The 17,966-nt window shown below is 60.7% G+C and carries 19 protein-coding genes and 3 pseudogenes; 18 read left to right on the forward strand and 4 right to left on the reverse strand.

Features of this window, described 5'->3' with window-relative positions; genetic code table 11:
• Positions 1-82: 82 nt before the first annotated feature.
• The 4 genes from BZ163_RS09605 (at position 83) to BZ163_RS09620 (ending at position 1,757) form a co-directional block, all read left to right on the forward strand.
• The gene (locus tag BZ163_RS09605; RefSeq protein ID WP_128870709.1) at positions 83-700 is read left to right on the forward strand and encodes a TPM domain-containing protein; all 618 of its coding nucleotides are present in this window, start codon (positions 83-85) and stop codon (positions 698-700) included.
• Positions 701-833: 133 nt separating this feature from the next.
• Positions 834-1,127 (forward strand): helix-turn-helix domain-containing protein, encoded by a 294-nt coding sequence (locus BZ163_RS09610; RefSeq protein ID WP_178110456.1) that lies wholly within the window; start codon positions 834-836, stop codon positions 1,125-1,127.
• Complete coding sequence (locus BZ163_RS09615; protein WP_128870710.1) at positions 1,124-1,480, forward strand: putative holin; 357 nt, start codon at positions 1,124-1,126, stop codon at positions 1,478-1,480. Before BZ163_RS09610 ends, BZ163_RS09615 begins: the two co-directional genes overlap by 4 nt.
• A gap of 10 nt (positions 1,481-1,490) precedes the next feature.
• Positions 1,491-1,757, forward strand: a complete 267-nt coding sequence (locus tag BZ163_RS09620) for a phage holin family protein (protein ID WP_128870711.1) — start codon at positions 1,491-1,493, stop codon at positions 1,755-1,757.
• A 23-nt stretch (positions 1,758-1,780) separates the two neighbouring features.
• Here BZ163_RS09620 and BZ163_RS09625 read toward each other — a convergent pair whose 3' ends face one another.
• On the reverse strand, positions 1,781-2,206 hold the full coding sequence (locus BZ163_RS09625; RefSeq protein ID WP_128870712.1) for a helix-turn-helix domain-containing protein: 426 nt from the start codon (positions 2,204-2,206) through the stop codon (positions 1,781-1,783).
• A gap of 299 nt (positions 2,207-2,505) precedes the next feature.
• Here BZ163_RS09625 and BZ163_RS09630 point away from each other — a divergent pair, with 299 nt between their 5' ends.
• From BZ163_RS09630 to BZ163_RS09640, 3 genes are all read left to right on the forward strand, one after another.
• Complete coding sequence (locus tag BZ163_RS09630) at positions 2,506-2,790, forward strand: ogr/Delta-like zinc finger family protein (RefSeq protein WP_128870713.1); 285 nt, start codon at positions 2,506-2,508, stop codon at positions 2,788-2,790.
• Positions 2,787-3,149, forward strand: coding sequence for a hypothetical protein (locus BZ163_RS09635; protein WP_128870714.1), 363 nt, complete (start codon positions 2,787-2,789; stop codon positions 3,147-3,149). Before BZ163_RS09630 ends, BZ163_RS09635 begins: the two co-directional genes overlap by 4 nt.
• A 131-nt stretch (positions 3,150-3,280) precedes the next feature.
• Positions 3,281-4,486, forward strand: coding sequence for an SAM-dependent methyltransferase (locus tag BZ163_RS09640; RefSeq protein ID WP_128870715.1), 1,206 nt, complete (start codon positions 3,281-3,283; stop codon positions 4,484-4,486).
• Positions 4,487-4,551: 65 nt separating this feature from the next.
• Here BZ163_RS09640 and BZ163_RS09645 read toward each other — a convergent pair whose 3' ends face one another.
• Positions 4,552-5,457 carry a DMT family transporter gene (locus tag BZ163_RS09645; RefSeq protein WP_128870716.1) on the reverse strand — a complete coding sequence of 302 codons (906 nt, stop codon included), beginning with the start codon at positions 5,455-5,457 and terminating at the stop codon, positions 4,552-4,554.
• A 319-nt stretch (positions 5,458-5,776) separates the two neighbouring features.
• On the opposite strand from BZ163_RS09645, the gene BZ163_RS09650 reads away from it, so the two are divergent.
• Genes BZ163_RS09650 through BZ163_RS09660 form a run of 3 tightly spaced genes read left to right on the forward strand, consistent with a single transcriptional unit; the run spans position 5,777 to position 7,070 of the window.
• A complete protein-coding gene (locus BZ163_RS09650) occupies positions 5,777-6,358 on the forward strand; it encodes a DJ-1/PfpI family protein (protein WP_128870717.1) in 582 nt (193 codons plus the stop codon).
• Between the two features lie 14 nt (positions 6,359-6,372).
• Positions 6,373-6,678, forward strand: a complete 306-nt coding sequence (locus BZ163_RS09655) for a ribbon-helix-helix domain-containing protein (protein WP_128870718.1) — start codon at positions 6,373-6,375, stop codon at positions 6,676-6,678.
• A gap of 47 nt (positions 6,679-6,725) precedes the next feature.
• On the forward strand, positions 6,726-7,070 hold the full coding sequence (locus BZ163_RS09660) for a YegP family protein (protein ID WP_128870719.1): 345 nt from the start codon (positions 6,726-6,728) through the stop codon (positions 7,068-7,070).
• Positions 7,071-7,187: 117 nt separating this feature from the next.
• On the opposite strand, the gene BZ163_RS09665 is transcribed toward BZ163_RS09660, so the two are convergent.
• Entirely contained in the window at positions 7,188-8,207 is a 1,020-nt protein-coding gene (locus BZ163_RS09665) for a DUF4917 family protein (RefSeq protein ID WP_128870720.1), read from the reverse strand.
• 155 nt (positions 8,208-8,362) lie between these two features.
• Between BZ163_RS09665 and yiaY the strand changes: the two genes are divergently transcribed.
• Positions 8,363-9,511, forward strand: coding sequence for an L-threonine dehydrogenase (yiaY, locus tag BZ163_RS09670; RefSeq protein ID WP_128870721.1), 1,149 nt, complete (start codon positions 8,363-8,365; stop codon positions 9,509-9,511).
• Here yiaY and BZ163_RS09675 read toward each other — a convergent pair.
• A pseudogene (locus BZ163_RS09675) lies at positions 9,508-10,673 on the reverse strand (MFS transporter). The gene yiaY and the pseudogene BZ163_RS09675 overlap by 4 nt on opposite strands.
• Positions 10,674-10,897: 224 nt before the next feature.
• On the opposite strand from BZ163_RS09675, the gene BZ163_RS09680 reads away from it, so the two are divergent.
• The 7 genes and pseudogenes from BZ163_RS09680 (at position 10,898) to BZ163_RS09715 (ending at position 17,966) form a co-directional block, all read left to right on the forward strand.
• Complete coding sequence (locus tag BZ163_RS09680) at positions 10,898-11,806, forward strand: LysR substrate-binding domain-containing protein (protein ID WP_128870722.1); 909 nt, start codon at positions 10,898-10,900, stop codon at positions 11,804-11,806.
• Positions 11,807-11,913: 107 nt separating this feature from the next.
• A pseudogene (locus BZ163_RS09685) lies at positions 11,914-13,108 on the forward strand (CaiB/BaiF CoA transferase family protein).
• A pseudogene (locus BZ163_RS09690) lies at positions 13,105-14,030 on the forward strand (hydroxymethylglutaryl-CoA lyase). Before BZ163_RS09685 ends, BZ163_RS09690 begins: the two co-directional pseudogenes overlap by 4 nt.
• A gap of 180 nt (positions 14,031-14,210) precedes the next feature.
• A complete protein-coding gene (locus BZ163_RS09700) occupies positions 14,211-15,542 on the forward strand; it encodes an MFS transporter (RefSeq protein WP_128870723.1) in 1,332 nt (443 codons plus the stop codon).
• Positions 15,543-15,617: 75 nt separating this feature from the next.
• Positions 15,618-16,256 (forward strand): LysE family translocator, encoded by a 639-nt coding sequence (locus BZ163_RS09705; protein ID WP_128870724.1) that lies wholly within the window; start codon positions 15,618-15,620, stop codon positions 16,254-16,256.
• Positions 16,257-16,341: 85 nt separating this feature from the next.
• A complete protein-coding gene (locus BZ163_RS09710) occupies positions 16,342-17,691 on the forward strand; it encodes a diguanylate cyclase domain-containing protein (RefSeq protein ID WP_128870725.1) in 1,350 nt (449 codons plus the stop codon).
• A 116-nt stretch (positions 17,692-17,807) separates the two neighbouring features.
• The gene (locus BZ163_RS09715; RefSeq protein WP_082930399.1) at positions 17,808-17,966 is read left to right on the forward strand and encodes a KGG domain-containing protein; all 159 of its coding nucleotides are present in this window, start codon (positions 17,808-17,810) and stop codon (positions 17,964-17,966) included.

The following is a 17,966-nucleotide window of genomic DNA, read 5'->3' on the forward strand; positions in this document are numbered from 1 at the left end:
CGGGGGCAGTTTCGGGGGCGGCGGTTCGTCGGGCGGCTGGTGATGACAGCGGTAAAACAATAGCGAACAGGCATCTTTGAACATGGCATTACTGACTGAACACGAACAACGCAAAGTCGCCGAGGCGATTGCCCGGGTCCAGCGCGATACCGACGCCGAACTGGTGACAGTGCTCGCGGCCCGTGCCGACGACTATGCCTACATCCCGTTGCTCTGGGCCAGTCTGCTGGCGCTGGTGGTGCCGGGTGTCGTGCACTACCTGACCGGCTGGCTGACCCTGCATAGCCTGCTGCTGGTGCAATGGGTCAGCTTTATCGTGCTGTGCCTGGTGTTCCGGATTCCGCAGGTCACCACGCACCTGATCCCGCGCTCGGTGCGCCACTGGCGCGCCTCGAACCTGGCCCGTCGGCAGTTCCTGGAGCAAAACCTGCACCACACCATGGGCAGCACCGGCATGCTGATTTTCGTCTCGGAAGCCGAGCGCTATGTGGAAATCCTGGTGGATGAAGGGATTTCGCAGCGCCTGGGTAACGAAAACTGGGACTCGATCGTGACGGCGTTCACTCAACAGGTGAAACAGGGGCAGACCTTGCAGGGGTTTGTCACCTGCGTCGAAGCCTGCGGCGAATTGCTCAAGGTGCATGTGCCGGTGACCCATGTGCGCAATGAGTTGCCCAACCGGTTGGTGGTGCTTGGCTGAGGACTGGGTCTGTATATGTAGCTCGCGTCGCTACAACCTCCACGCGTTGTCTGAGTGCAGGCCTGTCTTCAACATCTCTCTCTAACAGTGAGCGCCCGGTCAAGGGTGTTCTGACATAGAGGGAGTTCTTGTCATGTCAATGCATCAACCGCTCGACTCTTTTGCTTATGCAGTGCCCGGTGGCGCCGCAAATGCCCCATCGGTCCGACTGACGGCGAAAGAAAAACAAGCTCTGATCTGGTGCTACCAAGGAAAAACCTCCTGGGAGATCGCCAGGATTCAGAATTGCTCGGTCTCCACGATCAATTTCCACTTCTCCAATATCCGCCGCAAGTTTGCCGTCAGCTCGCGCCGTGCCGCTTTGCTCAAGGCCATTGAGACGGGCCTCTTTGCTGTGGGAAATGATCGATCCGCGAGGCACCCATGAGCCTGACTGACTCGATCTACAACAGCCTCAGTGGGCTGATGCTGGGCCTGGGCATCGCGACGCTGCCCTCGATCGATGGCGAGGCCCTTTTCGGTGCGGCGCTGGGCGCGTGGCTCGTGACCACGACCGGGAGCAATTTCAAGGCCTGGCAGCGTATCGGTTCCTGGTTGCTGTCCGCGGGCGTCGGCTATCTGTTTACCCCGGTTGCGTTGCGGCTGGCCCCGTTCCTGACCGGCGGCGTGACCGCCTTTTTCTGCGCACTGATCGTTATCCCCATCAGCATCAAGCTGATGCAGTGGATTGACGGTGCCGGTATCGGCGAAATCATTCGGCACCTGCGGGGGCGGGGATGATGGGGGTGAAATGATGGCGTTGGTGTTCGTCACGGCTGTTGCTCATTTGCTGAGTGCGTTCAGGCTTGCCTGTTATCAGCGCAACGAACAACGTCATTGCTGGCGTGACGGACTGTTGACCAGTGTGTGCGGAGGGGTGTTCTGCCTTGCCGGTATGGATGTACTGCTGACATTTGCTCCGGTAAGTCCATGGCATGCAGTGACGAGCGTTTTGTCATGCGCACTGATTATGCGCAGCAGCGGCAACATTATGTTGTTGTGGCATGCCTTGAAGTAACGGAATGTCGGCTTACATGAACTTTATCTGTCGTCTGAATGTTGCAGTGCCGCGAGGGTAGAGGCCATTTCCGACAGCTTGAGTTCCATATCGCGCAGTCGCCATTTTTCTTCCAGTGCGTGTTGTATGGAACAGCGATCCTCTTCGCCGAGCAGTCGCCAGAGCGCGAGCATGGTGTTTTCCCGTGAGTTGCTTTCTTCAGTGTCAGCGGGGGGCGCGGCCAGTGTATGGCGCAGGACAGGGCCTTCACCCAGCAGTAGCCAGTCGAGCGAGATGCCCCGCGTTTGCGCTATGTCTACGCATAATGAGTATGGCGTGCTGTCGCGTCCTTTCCAGCTGCTCAGTGTTTGAGGGCTGATCTGCAGCGCGCTTGATAACGAAGCATCAGTTTTTGTGCCTGTTATCAGCTTTAAGCGAGTCAGGACATCTTGTGATTTTTTGCTACTCAATTTGAGCCTCTTCCTTTTGACACGTGCATTTTGAGTGTCTAAATTACGCGTATCGCGTACTTTTTTCTTGTGAGTGATCAATCGTCAACTATGAATCAGAACACTACGATGTCGAAACTTCCTAATGGTAGCAGGGTGATTTCCTACGAGCTTGACTCGTGCATATTACGGAGTTGCCCATTGCACTTCCCTTTGTCTGGCAAACGCTATTTGCAAAACCGACCCGGGGTGATCAATGTTTCAAGCAGTATTGCGTTTGATCCTATTGATTGCCACCCGATCACTGCCAGGAGTCAAGCATGAGTACTTACAAAATGGTGTGTCCGCATTGCCTGAACCGGATGCGTATTCGTACCAGCGAGGGTCGTCATATTTTCCTGCGGGTGGCGTATCTGCAATGTACGTCGGAGGCGTGCGGTTGGGCGGTTCGGGCCGAGTTCGAAATGACCCATGAGCTTTCGCCCAGTGGCATGCCCAACCCGGCCGTGCACTTGCCCTGTGCGGGGCCCGACCTGCGTCGCGCCGCTCGGCCCGTTGCGGTGACGACCTCGTTGGCGGAAACGCCACAGGAGTCATTGACATGAAGGAAGGCGATGAACGCCAGGCATTGAATGCTGAGTTGCTAGCCGTCGCTCAGGCATTCCTGGCCCGCCATGAGGGCGACGGATCGATCGATGATCAGGTGTTGTTCTGTCGGGCGGTGAAGCACCTGGAGCGTATCGATGTGCCGATGCATCTGGCGGAGCGACTGGTCAGCCATGCCTATGGAGCGCTCAAGTCCAGCCAGGATCGCCGGCGTCTGGATGTCTCGGCCAGCTCCGAAACCGTCGCCGTGGTCACTGATCCGGCCAACGGCCTGACCTGGGCGGTGCCGGTGGGGTTGATTGTCAAATACGTCATCAACTCGCCCATCCACCGTAAACTGCGGTTGGTGGAACCCTGAGGGTTCAACGGGCGTATTCAGGTCCTGGCGGCGTGGCCGGGACCTGTCGAAAAAATAACCCCGTGCCGAAACCCCCTATCCCCCTTAAAATGCCGGTCATTCCCCGATTTCCACGCCGAGACGTTTTCTACATGTCCGTTACCGCCAGCCTCACGCCGGATCATCACGCGCAGTTTATCGACCTGTTGACATCCAGTCTGAAGCAGAACGCTTTCATCAAGCTGGTGCTGGCCAAGTACGTTGGCACAGAGACCGACCTGCAGCGGCTGAACATCAAGCTGTTGACGGTCAAGGATCAGCCCTGCCTGTCCTTTGTCTACCGTTACAAGACCCGCGACATCACCAAGAATCTGGCGCTTGACGAGGGCATCGCGACCATCGCCGGGTTGCTGCCGGCCTCGTTCAAAAATGCGCATTTGCTGGCGTTGACTGATGAAGTCCAGCTCGAATACAGCAAAAAGGGCAAGTCCTCGTTGTTCAAGAGCAAACCTCAGCAATTACGCGAAGTGCCGTCCGCCGAACACAACCGCGAGAAAAACCGCTTTCTCGACCTGAGCCGGCCATTCCTCGCCGACCTCGGCGTGACCAATCGGCAACATGAACTGATCCCGGCGATGTCGCGCAAGTGGAAGCAGATCAACAAGTTCATCGAAGTCTTCAGCCACGCGTTGACCTCCTCACCCCTGGCGCTGGACAAGCCGGTACGCGTCGCGGATTTCGGTTCGGGCAAGGGGTATTTGACGTTCGCGATCCACGACTATCTGCGCAATACCTTGAACGCCGAAGGCGAGGTGACCGGGGTCGAGCTGCGTGAAGACATGGTCACCTTGTGCAACACCGCGGCGGCAACGCTGGAGCATCCGGGGCTGGTGTTCAAATGCGGTGATGTGCGCAGCGTCGCACCGAGTGAACTGGACGTGATGATCGCGCTGCATGCCTGCGATATCGCGACCGACTATGCGATTCACACCGGCATTCGTTCCGGGGCCTCGATCATCATGTGCTCGCCGTGCTGCCACAAGCAGATCCGCCTGCAGATCCAGAGCCCGGCGCTGCTCAAGCCGATGCTGCAATACGGCCTGCACCTGGGCCAACAGGCGGAAATGGTCACCGACAGTTTGCGCGCCTTGTTTCTGGAAGCCTGCGGCTACGAGACCAAGGTCTTCGAGTTCATTTCGCTGGAGCACACCAACAAGAACAAGATGATCCTGGCGGTCAAGCGCGCCGAACCGGTGGACCCGGCGCAGCTGTTGGTGAAGATTCAGGAACTGAAGGATTTTTACCACATCAGCGAGCATTGCCTCGAAACCCTGCTGCGAGCCGACGGCTACCTCTGACCCCTGTGGGAGCGAGACCGGCTTGCCGGCGAAGGCGGACAGGCAGTCAATAAAGATGTTGGTAGTTACGGACCCTTCGCGAGCAGGCTCGCTCCCACAGGGGGCTTGACTGCGGTCTTGCGCCCCAGCATCACCGTCACGATCACTCCGGCGGCAAACAGCCAGGTGATCGGCTCGACGTGTTCACCGAAGAACAATGCCGAAAACGCGATGGTGAAGAAGATCTGCAACAGCTGGATCTGACTGACCCGGGCAATGCCGCCCATGGCCAGCCCGGCGTACCAGGCAAAGAAGCCGATGAACTGCGAAAACAGCGAGACGTAACCGAACGCCCACCAGGTCCTGGCCGAAATCTCGCCTTGATGTTGCTGCGCCAGGTACAGCACCGGTCCGATCAGCAGCGGTGTCGACAGCACCAGCGCCCAGCAGATGACCTGCCAGCCACCCATTTCCCTGGCCAGCCGGCCGCCTTCGGCATAACCCAGGCCACCCGCGGCGATCGCCCCAAGCATCAGCAAATCACCGGTCTGAATGCTGCCGGCACCGCTGATCAACGCATACCCGAGCACCAGCGCGCTGCCCAGTGCCGCGCAGGCCCAGAAGGCTTTCGAAGGTCGTTCATGGGACAACCAGGCGGCGTACAGCGCCACGCACAGCGGTTGCAGGCCATTGACCAGCGCACCGTGGGACGCCGGCAAGGTTTGCATGGCCCAGGCCGAGAGTACCGGGAAGCCGAGGATCACCCCGGCAATCACCAGGCTCAGGCCTTTGACCTGTTTCCACGTGGGCCATCGTTCCCGGCGCCACAGCAACAACAGCGCCGCCGGAACCGCCGCGAACAGCGCACGGCCCAGGCCGTTGAGCAACGGATGGAGTTCCTGCACGACGATCCGCGTGAAGGGCAGGGTGAGGCTGAAGATCACAACGCCGAGCAGGCCGAGGGCCATGCCGGTGTTTTCGCGCGAGGACATGATGGCAACCGGAATCGAAGGTGGCGGGAAGAGCCCTCATCTAGCCATAAACCGTGGCGTCTGCGCTGTTACAGCTAGGTGCAGAGTTAGGCGTACAGTTGGGGGTAATCCCCCCAACGTAGGAGCTGGCTTGCCAGCGAAGGCGGCCTGACATTCAACATTGATGTCGACTGACCCACCGCTTTCGCTGCGGTGCAGCGATCCGACAAGCCAGCTCTACAAGTGATCGGCGTAGTAGTCGGGTATTACCTGTCTTGCTGATTAAGGACTACCTTGAATACTCCTGCGAGCCCACCTGTTCCCCAGAGGAGTCCACCCCATGGCTGCCAAGAAAATTCTGATGCTGGTCGGCGATTACGTCGAGGACTATGAAGTGATGGTGCCCTTCCAGGCACTGCTGATGGTCGGCCATACGGTGCACGCCGTTTGCCCCGACAAAACCGCCGGCCAGACCGTGCGCACGGCGATCCATGACTTCGAAGGCGACCAGACCTACAGTGAAAAACCCGGCCACCTGTTTGCCCTGAACTTCGATTTTGCCAAGGTGGCCGAAACGGATTACGACGCACTGCTGGTGCCGGGCGGTCGTGCGCCGGAGTACCTGCGCCTGAACGACAAAGTCCTGGACCTGGTGCGAGCATTCGACAAGGCCGGCAAACCGATCGCTGCCGTGTGTCACGGCGCGCAGTTGCTGGCGGCGGCGGGCATTCTGGAAGGTCGCGAGTGCAGCGCCTACCCGGCGTGTGCCCCGGAAGTGCGGCTGGCGGGCGGTACGTTCATCGATATCCCGGTGACGCAAGGTCACGTTCAAGGCAATCTGGCCACTGCCCCGGCCTGGCCCGCCCATCCGAGCTGGCTGGCCGGTTTCCTCGGCTTGCTGGGCACCAAAATTACCCTGTAACGAGGGACCTGTGCATGTGCGAGCTCTACGTCAAAGCCGATCCGATTCTCTACGAATCGCGCTCCCGCTCGCTGCGAATCTGCGGAGTGGTCACCACCTTGCGCCTGGAAAATCAGTTCTGGGACATCCTCGGCGAAATCGCCGAAGTCGACGGCATGACCACCAATCAGTTGATCGCCAAGCTGTATGAAGAGGTGATGGACTATCGCGGTGAGGTGGTCAATTTCGCTTCGTTTTTGCGGGTGAGCTGTACGCGATACCTGAGTCAGCGACGGGGGCAGGCGCCGGCGTTGTCGGTGGTGCGGGCGGGGGTGAAATAGGCTTTACTCTGAAGCGCGAAACCTCTCAATCGCCAAGGAGAACGAACATGTCTGGATGGTACGAAGTCAGCAAAAGCAGTAATGGTCAGTTCAAATTTGTCCTGAAGGCCGCCAACGCCGAAACCATTCTGACCAGCGAGCTGTACGCCACCCGTGCGGCCGCCGACAAAGGCATCGCATCCGTTCAGGCCAACAGCCCGCTGGATGAACGCTACGAAAAGAGAACCACCCGGGATGGCCATCCTTACTTCAACCTCAAGGCCGGTAACCACGAGGTTATCGGCAGCAGCGAGTCATACGCGTCCGCTGCGGCGCTGGAAAAAGGCATCGCCAGCGTCAAGGCCAATGGTCCGACCAAGGTGATCAAGGACAAGACCCTGCCGGTGCTCTAACCACACCCCTGTAGGAGCTGGCTTGCCAGCGAAGGCGGCGTGTCAGGCAACATCATTATCGGATGTGACGGCCTCTTCGCTGGCAAGCCAGCTCCTGCAGGGGTAGCCGCGTCGCGGCTAAACCTCGACCGGCACGGTCAGCTTCGGGCTACCCAGCGCATGTGTCTTCGAGTCAAAAAACCGCAACTCACTCCCCGTCCCCTCAAACACCTTCGCGTAATGCCGCTTCTGATGCTGGATGAACGCCTTGCTGCGTGGATTGATCGAGATTGCCACCACCGTCGGTTTCGCGTGGCGCAACGCATGGACGATATGACTGTCCTGCTCGCCCAAGGCATGACCGAAGATGCACAACCCATCGCCATGCCCCAGTAACTGGTCATAGCAGAACGACAGATAATCCGAGCTGCGGATGGTCTTGAGCTTGTCCTGAGCCGGTCCTTCGTTGACGAACAGCGGCACATTGTCGAGGGTCTTGATCGAGTTGTTGATGGCGAAACTGCCGAGCAAGGTACCCTCGGTCGACATCAGCTTGCGCGCCGTGCCGTCCTGGTTGCGCACCAGATGCAAGCCACCGTGCAGGTACAGCAGCCGGGTTTTATCGGTGGCCGTGGCGCTCAGGTCGAAGCCTGGCTCGACGCCCTGGAACAGATCGGTGATCGAGTCAGGCTGGTGCTGGGTCGCCCAGTAGTTGAGCAAATCGTAGTTGGTGGTGAACACCGTCCGGTAGCGGCCCAGTTCCTGATTGATCGTCGCCAGGGTCGAAGGCACCACCAGCCGCCACGGGATGTGCACCGCGTGCACCGTGTTGATCAGCGCTTCCTTGATCGCGTAGTAGCGGTTGCGCGGTGCGGCGGAGCTGACGGCGAGGGCCTTGTTGACCCGGCTGGTGGTTTTCAGCGCGCTGAGCACCTGTTCGAAGCTGCGAGTCTGCAGGGCGTCGAACACGCTCAGCTCGGACTGGCTCAGGGGTTTTTCTTCGACGGTGCGGGCGTTCTCAAACAGCGAGTCATAACCGAAGTCATCCCACACCGCGCGACTGGCGCCATTGCCCACCAGCAGGCCGCTGAAAGAGGCGGTGGCGCGCAAGGCGTTCCAGTCTTCAAGCTGGGCATCGACATCCTGGAAATCGGTCATTGCAGTCGGCGTCTCAAAGCAAAAGGTCTGATGGGCGGCGACTTTATCACGACCGGGACTTGAGCCAGATCAAGTTACTGCGCAACCGAAGGGCCGATCCTGTGGGCGCCCGCTGGATCCGCCCTCCGATTCGGCCCCAGATTGGAAATTCGCTCATGAGCAGCACGTTTTTCATCCCCGCCGTGAACATCATGGGCATCGACTGCCTCGACGAAGCCATGGTCGCCATTGGCAAATACGGCTTTCGCAAGGCGTTGATCGTCACCGACACCGGGCTGGCCAAGGCCGGCGTGGCGAAGATGATTGCCCAGAAGCTGGCGGTGCTGGACATCGACTCGGTGATCTTTGACGGCGCCAAGCCTAACCCGAGCATCGCCAACGTCGAGCTTGGCCTGGGACTGCTCAAGGAAAGCCGCTGTGATTTCGTGGTGTCCCTCGGTGGCGGTTCGCCCCATGACTGCGCCAAAGGCATCGCCTTGTGCGCGACCAACGGCGGACAGATCCGCGACTATGAAGGCGTGGATCAGTCCACCCGACCGCAACTGCCGTTGATCGCCATCAACACCACCGCCGGCACGGCCAGCGAAATGACCCGCTTCTGCATCATCACCGACGAATCCCGCCATGTGAAAATGGCCATCGTCGACCGCAACGTCACGCCGCTGATGTCGGTCAACGACCCGGCGCTGATGGTCGCCATGCCCAAAGGCCTGACCGCGGCCACCGGCATGGATGCATTGACCCATGCGATCGAAGCCTACGTCTCCACCGCCGCCAACCCGATCACCGATGCCTGCGCACTCAAGGCCATCACCTTGATCAGCAACAACCTGCGCCTGGCCGTCAGCGACGGCAGCGACCTGGCGGCACGGGAAAACATGGCGTATGCACAGTTCCTCGCCGGCATGGCGTTCAACAACGCGTCGCTGGGCTACGTCCACGCCATGGCTCATCAGCTGGGCGGGTTCTACGACTTGCCCCATGGCGTATGCAACGCCGTGCTGTTGCCTCATGTGCAAAGCTTCAACGCGCTGCAGTGCGCCGATCGCCTGGCCGATGTTGCCGTGGCAATGGGCGTCGACACTCATGGGTTCAGCCCGGAAAAAGCTGCTCAAGCTGCCATCGCGGCCATCCGCAGCCTGTCCAGGGACGTGGACATCCCCGCCGGTTTGCGTGAGCTCGGTGCCAAACTCAACGACATCCCGATGCTTGCCAGCAATGCCTTGAAAGATGCCTGTGGCCTGACCAATCCGCGGGTGGCGGATCAGCGGCAGATCGAGGAAATGTTCCGCAGCGCGTTCTAAATGGATTTACCCCTGGGCGCGAGCATCACGCAAAGCATCGCGCCCACCGCCAGCAAGGTGCATAACAGCGACAGTGGCCAGGCCTGCGGACTGGCGATCAGGCTGGCGACCCCGCCGATGGCGGCAGCCATCAGTTGGTGAATGAACCCGCCCAACGCCATCGCATAAGCGCCGCCGACCGGCGAACCGGCGTTGGCCAGCGACAGGCTGATCGGGTAATTCAACGACTGGCCGAATACGGCAAGGCAATACGGCAGCCAGAACAGCAAGGCCACTGAAGTGCCCGCGATACTCCCCAGCAACATCGCTGCGCTGCCAGCCAGCACCAGCCCTGCGCCAGCTGTCATCAGCCTGCGTTGACCGACATGAAGCACAAACGCATTGACCCCCAGCGCCCCCAGAAAATACGCCGCACTGATGGGCCAGCCCAACAACCCGTACTCGACTGCCGACCAATTGAACGGTCCTTGCAGAATCAGCGGCGCGGCCGTGTTGAACGCGATGATCACGCCGTAACCGAGACCGCCGGCGAGGGCTGGTAACAGAAAGGCCCGATCACACAGAATGCCCAGTAGCTCGGCCAGGCGGACAATCGAACGTTGTCCTCGGTCAGTATCGGGAACGTAACTCGCACTACAACCCCCGCCATCAACAGGCTCGCACCACCCAACAGGTAGAAAATCGCTGACCAGCCCAGCGCAACTTGAATGATCGACCCCAGGTATTGACCGATCCCCAACGCCACCACGAAGGAAATGGAAATCCAGGACAGCGCTTTGGCCAGCACGTCACCGCGGAAACTGTCGCGGATCAGCACCCGCGCCATCACCGAAATTCCGCTGGCGCCAATGCCCTGAACCAGTCTCAGCACCAGGAACGATTCAAGCGACTCGGCCAGTGGAAGCGCCAGATTGCCCGCTCCATAGGTACCGAGTGCGGCGAGCAACACGGGCTTTCGGCCAATGCGCTGGCCCAGGCTGCCCCAGAACAGCATCGGCAGGGCCATGCCGATCAGGTACACCGCCAGTCCCCATGAAAGCTGCGAGGCGTCGGCGGAAAGGCTTCCAGCCATCTCCGGCAGGGCGGGCAGATAAATGCTCATGCCCAATTGAGCGAGAAAAACTGTGCTGCAGGTGACGAGGAGGGTGGTGCTGCTATTCATGGAATCTTCCCTGGATTTCAGTGGCCGACTCCTCAGGGTTAATCTGATGGCTGCACTGTTCAGCGTTTTTTCCAGACTATATAAACTGTGTGGCGGCGTGAAATCAGCTATTTCCATTACGGTTGAGTGCTAAGCGATTTATGTGCAGGGCGAGCGCTTATGATGATGTTGGCCAAAACCGGGCTATCCTGCCGGCTCAGTCGAACCAGATATCGAGCTCTCTCATGCTGCAAAAAAGCCTGATCCGCCGTCTCGACCTGATCACTCTCCAGCTGTTTGTCGCCGTCCATGAAGAAGGCACGTTGACCCGTGCCGCTACCCGCGAAGCGATTGCGGTGTCGGCGGCGAGCAAGCGGTTGATGGAGCTCGAGGAGGCGCTGGGCATCAGCCTGTTCGTGCGCCAGGCAAAGGGCATGACGCTGACGCCCGCCGGTGAAACCCTGTTGCACCATGCGCGGCAGATGCTGTTCAACGTCGAGAAAATGGGACTTGAGCTGGGTGAGCATAGTCATGGCATTCGCGGCTATGTGCGGATGCTGGCCAACCTGTCGGCGATCATCCAGTTTCTGCCGGAAGACCTGCGGGACTTTTCCGAGCGGCATCCCCAGGTCAAGACCGACCTTGAGGAACGGCCCAGCGCCGGGGTCATTCAGGGGGTGCTCGATGGTGTGGCCGACCTGGGGATCTGCTCCAGTGACAGCGACGTCAAAGGCCTGCACAGCGTGCTGTATCGACAGGACAAGCTGGTGGTGCTGATGCTGCCCGATCATCCATTGGCGAGCCGCTCCGCCCTGGCGTTTGCCGACACCCTGGACAGCGATTATGTCGGCCTGCACGCCGCCAGTTCGATCAACGCGCGCACCCATGCTGCGGCGCGCAAGGCCGGAAAAGTGTTGCGGCTGCGGATTCATGTGCCGGGTTTTGATGCCATGTGCCGGATGGTGCAGGCCAATATGGGCATTGGTATTTTGCCGCACAAGGCTTACGAACTGTTTGGCCGGGCGTTGGGATTGCACGCGGTGCCGTTGACGGATGACTGGTCGGATCGTGCGTTGATCCTGGTGGTGCGCGATGAAGCATCGTTGTCGCCGGTGAGCCGGATGTTGTTTGAGCAGTTGCGGGGGCAGGTTTGAGCGTTCGCGTTTCGCGAACGCCCCTTGCCCATTGAGGGGTGGATTCATCACCCAGCGGTCCTCTAGCCTTGGCGCATATTCCAAGAACAACATAGAGGTACCCCGCGATGACTGCCCCCTTAAGTGCAATCAAGGTGATCGAGATCGGCACGCTGATCGCCGCGCCGTTCGCCGCCCGCATGCTCGCCGAGTTCGGCGCCGAGGTGATCAAGATCGAAGCCATGGGCCAGGGCGACCCCCTGCGCAAATGGCGCAAGCTGCACGAAGGCACCTCGTTGTGGTGGTACCTGCAATCGCGCAACAAGAAGTCCCTGGCGTTGAACCTGAAATCCCCCGAAGGCATCGAGCTGGTCAAGCAACTGGCGACCAGTGCCGACGTGCTGATCGAAAACCTGCGCCCCGGCGCCCTGGAAAAACTCGGCCTGGGTTGGGACGTGCTGCATGCCCTTAACCCCAACCTGACGCTGGTGCGGATTTCCGGTTACGGCCAGACCGGCCCGTACCGCGACCGCCCAGGCTTCGGTGCGATCGGCGAGGCCATGGGCGGGATTCGCTACACCACCGGCACCCCCCGGTTCGCCGCCGGCCCGGGTCGGTGTCAGCCTCGGCGATTCCCTGGCGTCGCTGCACGCGGTGATCGGTGCCTTGATGTCGCTGCTGCGGGTCAAGACCGGGCAGGGCGGCGGACAAGTGGTTGATGTGTCGCTGGCCGAAAGCGTGTTCAACGTCATGGAAAGCCTGGTGCCGGAATACGACATGCTCGGCCATGTGCGTGAACGCAGTGGCGGAGCCTTGCCGGGCATCGCGCCTTCCAACACGTACCTGACGGCCGATGGCGCTTATGTGGTGATCGCCGGCAACAGCGACCCGATCTACAAGCGTCTGATGCACGTCATCGGTCGCGACGACCTGGCCGAAGCGCCGGAGTTCGCCCATAACGATGGCCGTGCCGCCAAAAGCAATGTGCTCGACGCCGCCATCACCCACTGGACCAGCAGCCTGCCGATCGACGAAGTCCTGTCGGCCCTGGAAGCCGCAGAGGTTCCAGCCGGGCGCATCTACTCGGTGGCCGACATCGTCGCCGATCCGCATTACCAGGCGCGAGACATGCTGCTCAGTGCCGAACTGCCTGGCGGCGCCCGGGTGAAGATGCCGGGAATCGTGCCGAAAATGTCGGAAACCCCCGGCGGCGTGAACTGGTCCGGCCCGAGCCTGGGACAGCACACCGACGGCATTCTCGCCGGGCTGGGCCTGACGGCATCGGATATCGAGCGGCTGAAAACTGAAGGGGTGGTGCAATGATCACTGATTTTTTCCAGACCCTGATCGTTCAGGAAGTCTCCCCGCGGGACGGCTTGCAGATCGAGCCGACCTGGGTCGACACCGTCGACAAGATTGCGCTGATCGATCAGCTGTCACTGGCCGGTTTCAGCCGAATCGAGGCGGGTTCGTTCGTCTCGCCCAAGGCGATCCCGGCGCTGCGCGATGGCGAGCTGGTGTTCAAGGGTATCGCCCGGCAACCGGGGGTGATCTACGTCGCGTTGATCCCCAACCTCAAAGGCGCGCAACGGGCGCTGGAGGCCCGGGCGACGAGCTGAACCTGGTGATGTCCGCCAGCCAGACCCACAACCTGGCGAATATGCGCATGCGTTGCGAAGCCTCGTTGGCGGCGTTCGGCGAGATCGTGCAGTACGTGGACGGCACGCACGTGCGGCTCAACGGCAGCATCGCCACCACCTTCGGCTGCCCGTTCGAAGGCAAGATCGACGAGGACCGCGTCCTGCAGATTGTCGAGGCTTATCAGGAACTCGGCATCCAGGGCATCACCCTGGCCGACACCACCGGCATGGCCAATCCGCGGCAGGTCGATCGGCTGGTGCGACGGGTACTGCAACGGGTTTCGCCAACGGACCTGACTCTGCATTTCCACAACACCCGCGGCCTCGGCCTGTGCAACGTGCTGGCCGCCTATGAGGCCGGTGCCCGACGCTTCGATGCGGCACTGGGTGGTCTCGGTGGTTGCCCCTTTGCACCGGGCGCCTCGGGCAATATCTGCACCGAAGACCTGGTGAACCTGTGCGATGAAATCGGCATTCATACCGGCATCGATTTGCCGCTGTTGCTGAAGTTGTCCCGAGGGTTGCCGGCGCTCCTGGGCCATGAAGTGCCTGGTCAACTGGCCAAGGCCGGACGCAATTGCGACCTGCACCCCAGCCCTTCCTGACTCCCCCCCTGTGGGAGCGAGCTTGCTCGCGATGACTGAATCACATCCGACATCGATGTCGACTGACACACCGCCATCGCGAGCAAGCTCGCTCCCACAGTAAAAGCACAGACACCGACCCTCTCAACCAGACAACAAAAACAATCGGACCCCCACGGGAAGTCCGCCTGGAGAACCCCTATGAGCCTTAATGTACTGGATGCGGGCGCGAGCCCGTCCGTTAGCGTCGACGAAGAAAAAGCCCTGGTCAGCAAAGTCGCCTGGCGCCTGATGCCCCTGATCATGGTCTGCTACCTGTTCGCCTTTTTCGATCGCATCAACATCAGCTTCGCCAAGTTCCAGCTGCAAACCGACTTGAGCCTGAGCGACACCGCCTACGGCCTTGGCGCCGGGTTGTTCGTGGTCGGTTACGTGATCTTCGAAGTGCCGAGCAACATGATGCTCTACAAGGTCGGCGCCCGCCGCTGGATCGCGCGGATCATGATGTCCTGGGGCGTAGCCACCGCGGCCATGGTCTTCGTCAACAGCGAATGGCAGTTCTACGCACTGCGCTTCGTGATCGGCGCGATGGAAGCCGGTTTTGCGCCGGGTGTGCTGTATTACCTGACGCTATGGTTCCCGCAGCACTATCGCGGACGCATCACCTCGATGCTGTTCCTGTCGTCGGCCTTTGCCGGCCTGGTCGGCGCACCGTTCTCCGGACTGGTGCTGCAACACCTTGACGGCTTTATGGATATGCGCGGCTGGCACTGGCTGTTTCTGCTTGGCGGCGTGCCTTGCATCGGCCTCGGATTGCTGGTGCTGACGCTGCTCAAGGACCGCATCGAAGATGCCCATTGGCTGACGCCATCGGAGAAGACCTTGCTGGCCAGCCGCATCGCACACCATGAGCCGCACAAGACGGGCGGCTCGTTGCTCGCCGCACTGCGCATCCCCGGTTTCCTGACGCTGGGGCTGATCTACTTCCTGATTCAGGTGGCGTCCTACGGTTTGAATTTCTGGGCGCCGCAACTGATCCGCAGTGCCGGCACCGAGAGCCCGGTGATGATCGGTTTGCTGACTGCCATCCCTTACATCTGCGGCGCCATCAGCATGGTGGTGATCGGGCGCCTGTCCGACTCGACCGGTGAGCGACGCAAGTTCGTCGCGGGCCTGGTCGCGGTGGGCGCGGTAGGGTTCTTCTGTGCGGGGATCTTTGCCAACCACACGACTTTCCTGATTGTCGCGCTGGGCTTGCTCGGTGCCGGGATCATCGCTTCCATCCCGAGCTTCTGGACCCTGCCGCCGAAACTGCTGGCCGGCGCTGGTGCCGGCGCGGCGGGCGGGATCGCGGTGATCAATACCCTCGGCCAGTTTGGCGGCATCGTCAGCCCGGTCATGGTCGGACGGATCAAGGACCTGACCGGCAGCACCACCCCGGCCCTGTATGTCATCGGCGTCTGCGCGCTGATCGCCGTCGCGCTGCTGTTGTGGGGGTTGCCGCAGAAGCTGCGTACGCTCGACAAGTACTGACAACAAGCGGCACCACCGCCCCGCAGACCTGAGATAAACTGGCGCGCATTCATCCAGGCTCGACAAGGACTTCCCATGACCCCATCGCTACTAATGGCTGTTCTCGCCTCGGGCTTTATCTATGGCATCACGCCGGGGCCGGGGGTGCTGGCGGTGTTCGGCATCGGTGCGGCGCATGGCCGGCGGGCCGGGGCAGGGTTTCTCTGCGGGCATTTGCTGGGGGATGTGGTCTGGTGCAGTACCGCATTGATCGCGATTGTCGGTGCGCGGGAAATCGGCAGTACAGCCTTCGATGTGCTGGGTGTGCTCAGCGGCCTCTATCTATTCTGGCTCGGCGTGCGCGCGGTGCGTGCTCGTCGCAGCAGTGTCGAGGCGCCTCAAGGCCCGGCGCGGCAGCCGTTCTGGCACGGCATTCTGTTTGGCCTGACCAATCCGAAGGCTTATCCGGTGGCGGTCGCGACGTTTACCGCGCTGCTCTCGAGCCGCGCAGAACTGCTGAATTGGTCAATGTTGCCGTGGTTGATTGTTCTGAGCTTCGTCGGCGGCCTCATGGCCTACGCTATCCTCATTGGCATCGTCGGTGCGCGGCGGGTGCGCAGCCTGTATCAGCGGCATGAACTGGCGATCACCCGGTTGTGCGGGGTGATGTTCATCGGTTTCGCCATCAACGCCCTGGTGCATGCATTGCCGGGGCTGATGCCGAACAAGGCGTGAGGCTGATGGCACGGACGCGTCAGCGGCACTGATCGGTCGGGATGGTTTTTTTTTTGCTGCATTGTCGGGAAGCGCCCAACGCACCATGGCAACCAGAAATTCAGCGCCTCAGGCAAGCTACCTCGATCTCTTGCTGGACGCTGTCTGTGCGGTCGATAAACAAGGTCGCTTCGTCTTTGTCAGCGCAGCCTGCGAGCGCATTTTCGGCTACACCCCCGACGAGTTGATCGGCCAGCCGATGATCGATCTGGTGCATCCCGCCGATCGGCAGCGCACCCTCGACGCCGCCCGGGAAATCATGGGCGGCGAGCCCAAGCTCAACTTTGAGAATCGCTACCTGCGCAAGGATGGCCGGGTGGTGCACATCCTCTGGTCGGCCCGCTGGTCGGAAGTCGACCAACTGCGCATCGCCGTGGCCCGCGACATTACCGAGCGCAAGGAGGCCGAGGCCCGGCAAGCGGCGCTGTACGCGATTTCCGAAGCCGCTCACGTCACGGAAGATTTGCTCGCGCTGTTCCAGCGCATCCATTTGCTCATCGGCGAATGGCTGCCGGCGCTGAATTTCTCCGTCGCCTTGTATGACGAACATTGCGGGCAGCTGGATTTTCCGTATCACGTCGACGACCATGAACTGCAACCCGAACAGCCCGGAACGATCACCGGGCGTCTGTGCGCCGAGGTCATTCGCAGCGGCCAGCCGATCCTGCTGACCCCGGAACTGGCCAATGTGCCTGAAGGGTATGAGGCGCTGGTCGCGAACCAGCAATCGTCCTGTTGGCTGGGCGTGCCGTTGAGTTCTCAAAACGGCACCATCGGTGCGCTGATCGTCAAAAGCGTGCCCGGTGGCGAGCGCTACACGGAGCAGGACAAGGAGCTGTTGCAGTACGTTTGCGCTCAGGTCGCGACGGCGATCGAACGCAAGCAATTGCATGCCCGGCTGCAGCGCATGGCCCAGTACGATCAACTCACCCAGTTGCCCAATCGCGAGTTGCTCCGTGAGCGACTCAAAGCGTCATTGGTACTGGCCCGGGCAGACGGCGGCCGAATGGCCTTGCTGTACATCGATCTCGACCGCTTCAAGGAGGTCAACGACACCCACGGCCACGCGGTGGGCGACATGTTGCTGCAAGCGGTCGCCAATCGGCTCACGCACTGCGTGCGCGAAACGGACACGGTGGCGCGCATCGGCGGTGACGAGTTTGTCGTATTGCTGCACAGCATCCACGCCTGCGAAGACGCCGGCAACGTGGCGGAAAAAGTCCGCCAGGTCCTCTCCCAGCCTTTGCGCCTGGACGGGCACAGCGTGAACATCCAGCCGAGCATCGGCGTTGCGCATTACCCCGAGCATGGCACCGAGGAACATCAGTTGTTCAGGCATGCCGACGAGGCGATGTACAGCGCCAAACGCCAGCGGCATCTGCCACCCGATACCTGAAAAACCGCCGCCGTTCGTCGCGTCGACCCGATGTTTTTCTAAACCTTTGCGGTGTTCGAAATTCTGATTCTATGCGGGCTTCTGCTCGCTGCGCTCATCAAAAGAGGTAGAAAATCATGCCTAACTCAAGAAACTCGAACTCGGGAAACTTCGCCAACGATCGAACGAAGGCGTCTGAAGCGGGTCGCAAAGGTGGGAAAACTACCACTACGACTGTCGAAAAAGACCCTGCGAAACCCGATATGGGCCGCAAAGGCGGTCAGAAATCGAAATAG

The organism is Pseudomonas sp. VI4.1 (assembly GCF_002029345.1).
Classification (GTDB): Bacteria; Pseudomonadota; Gammaproteobacteria; order Pseudomonadales; family Pseudomonadaceae; genus Aquipseudomonas.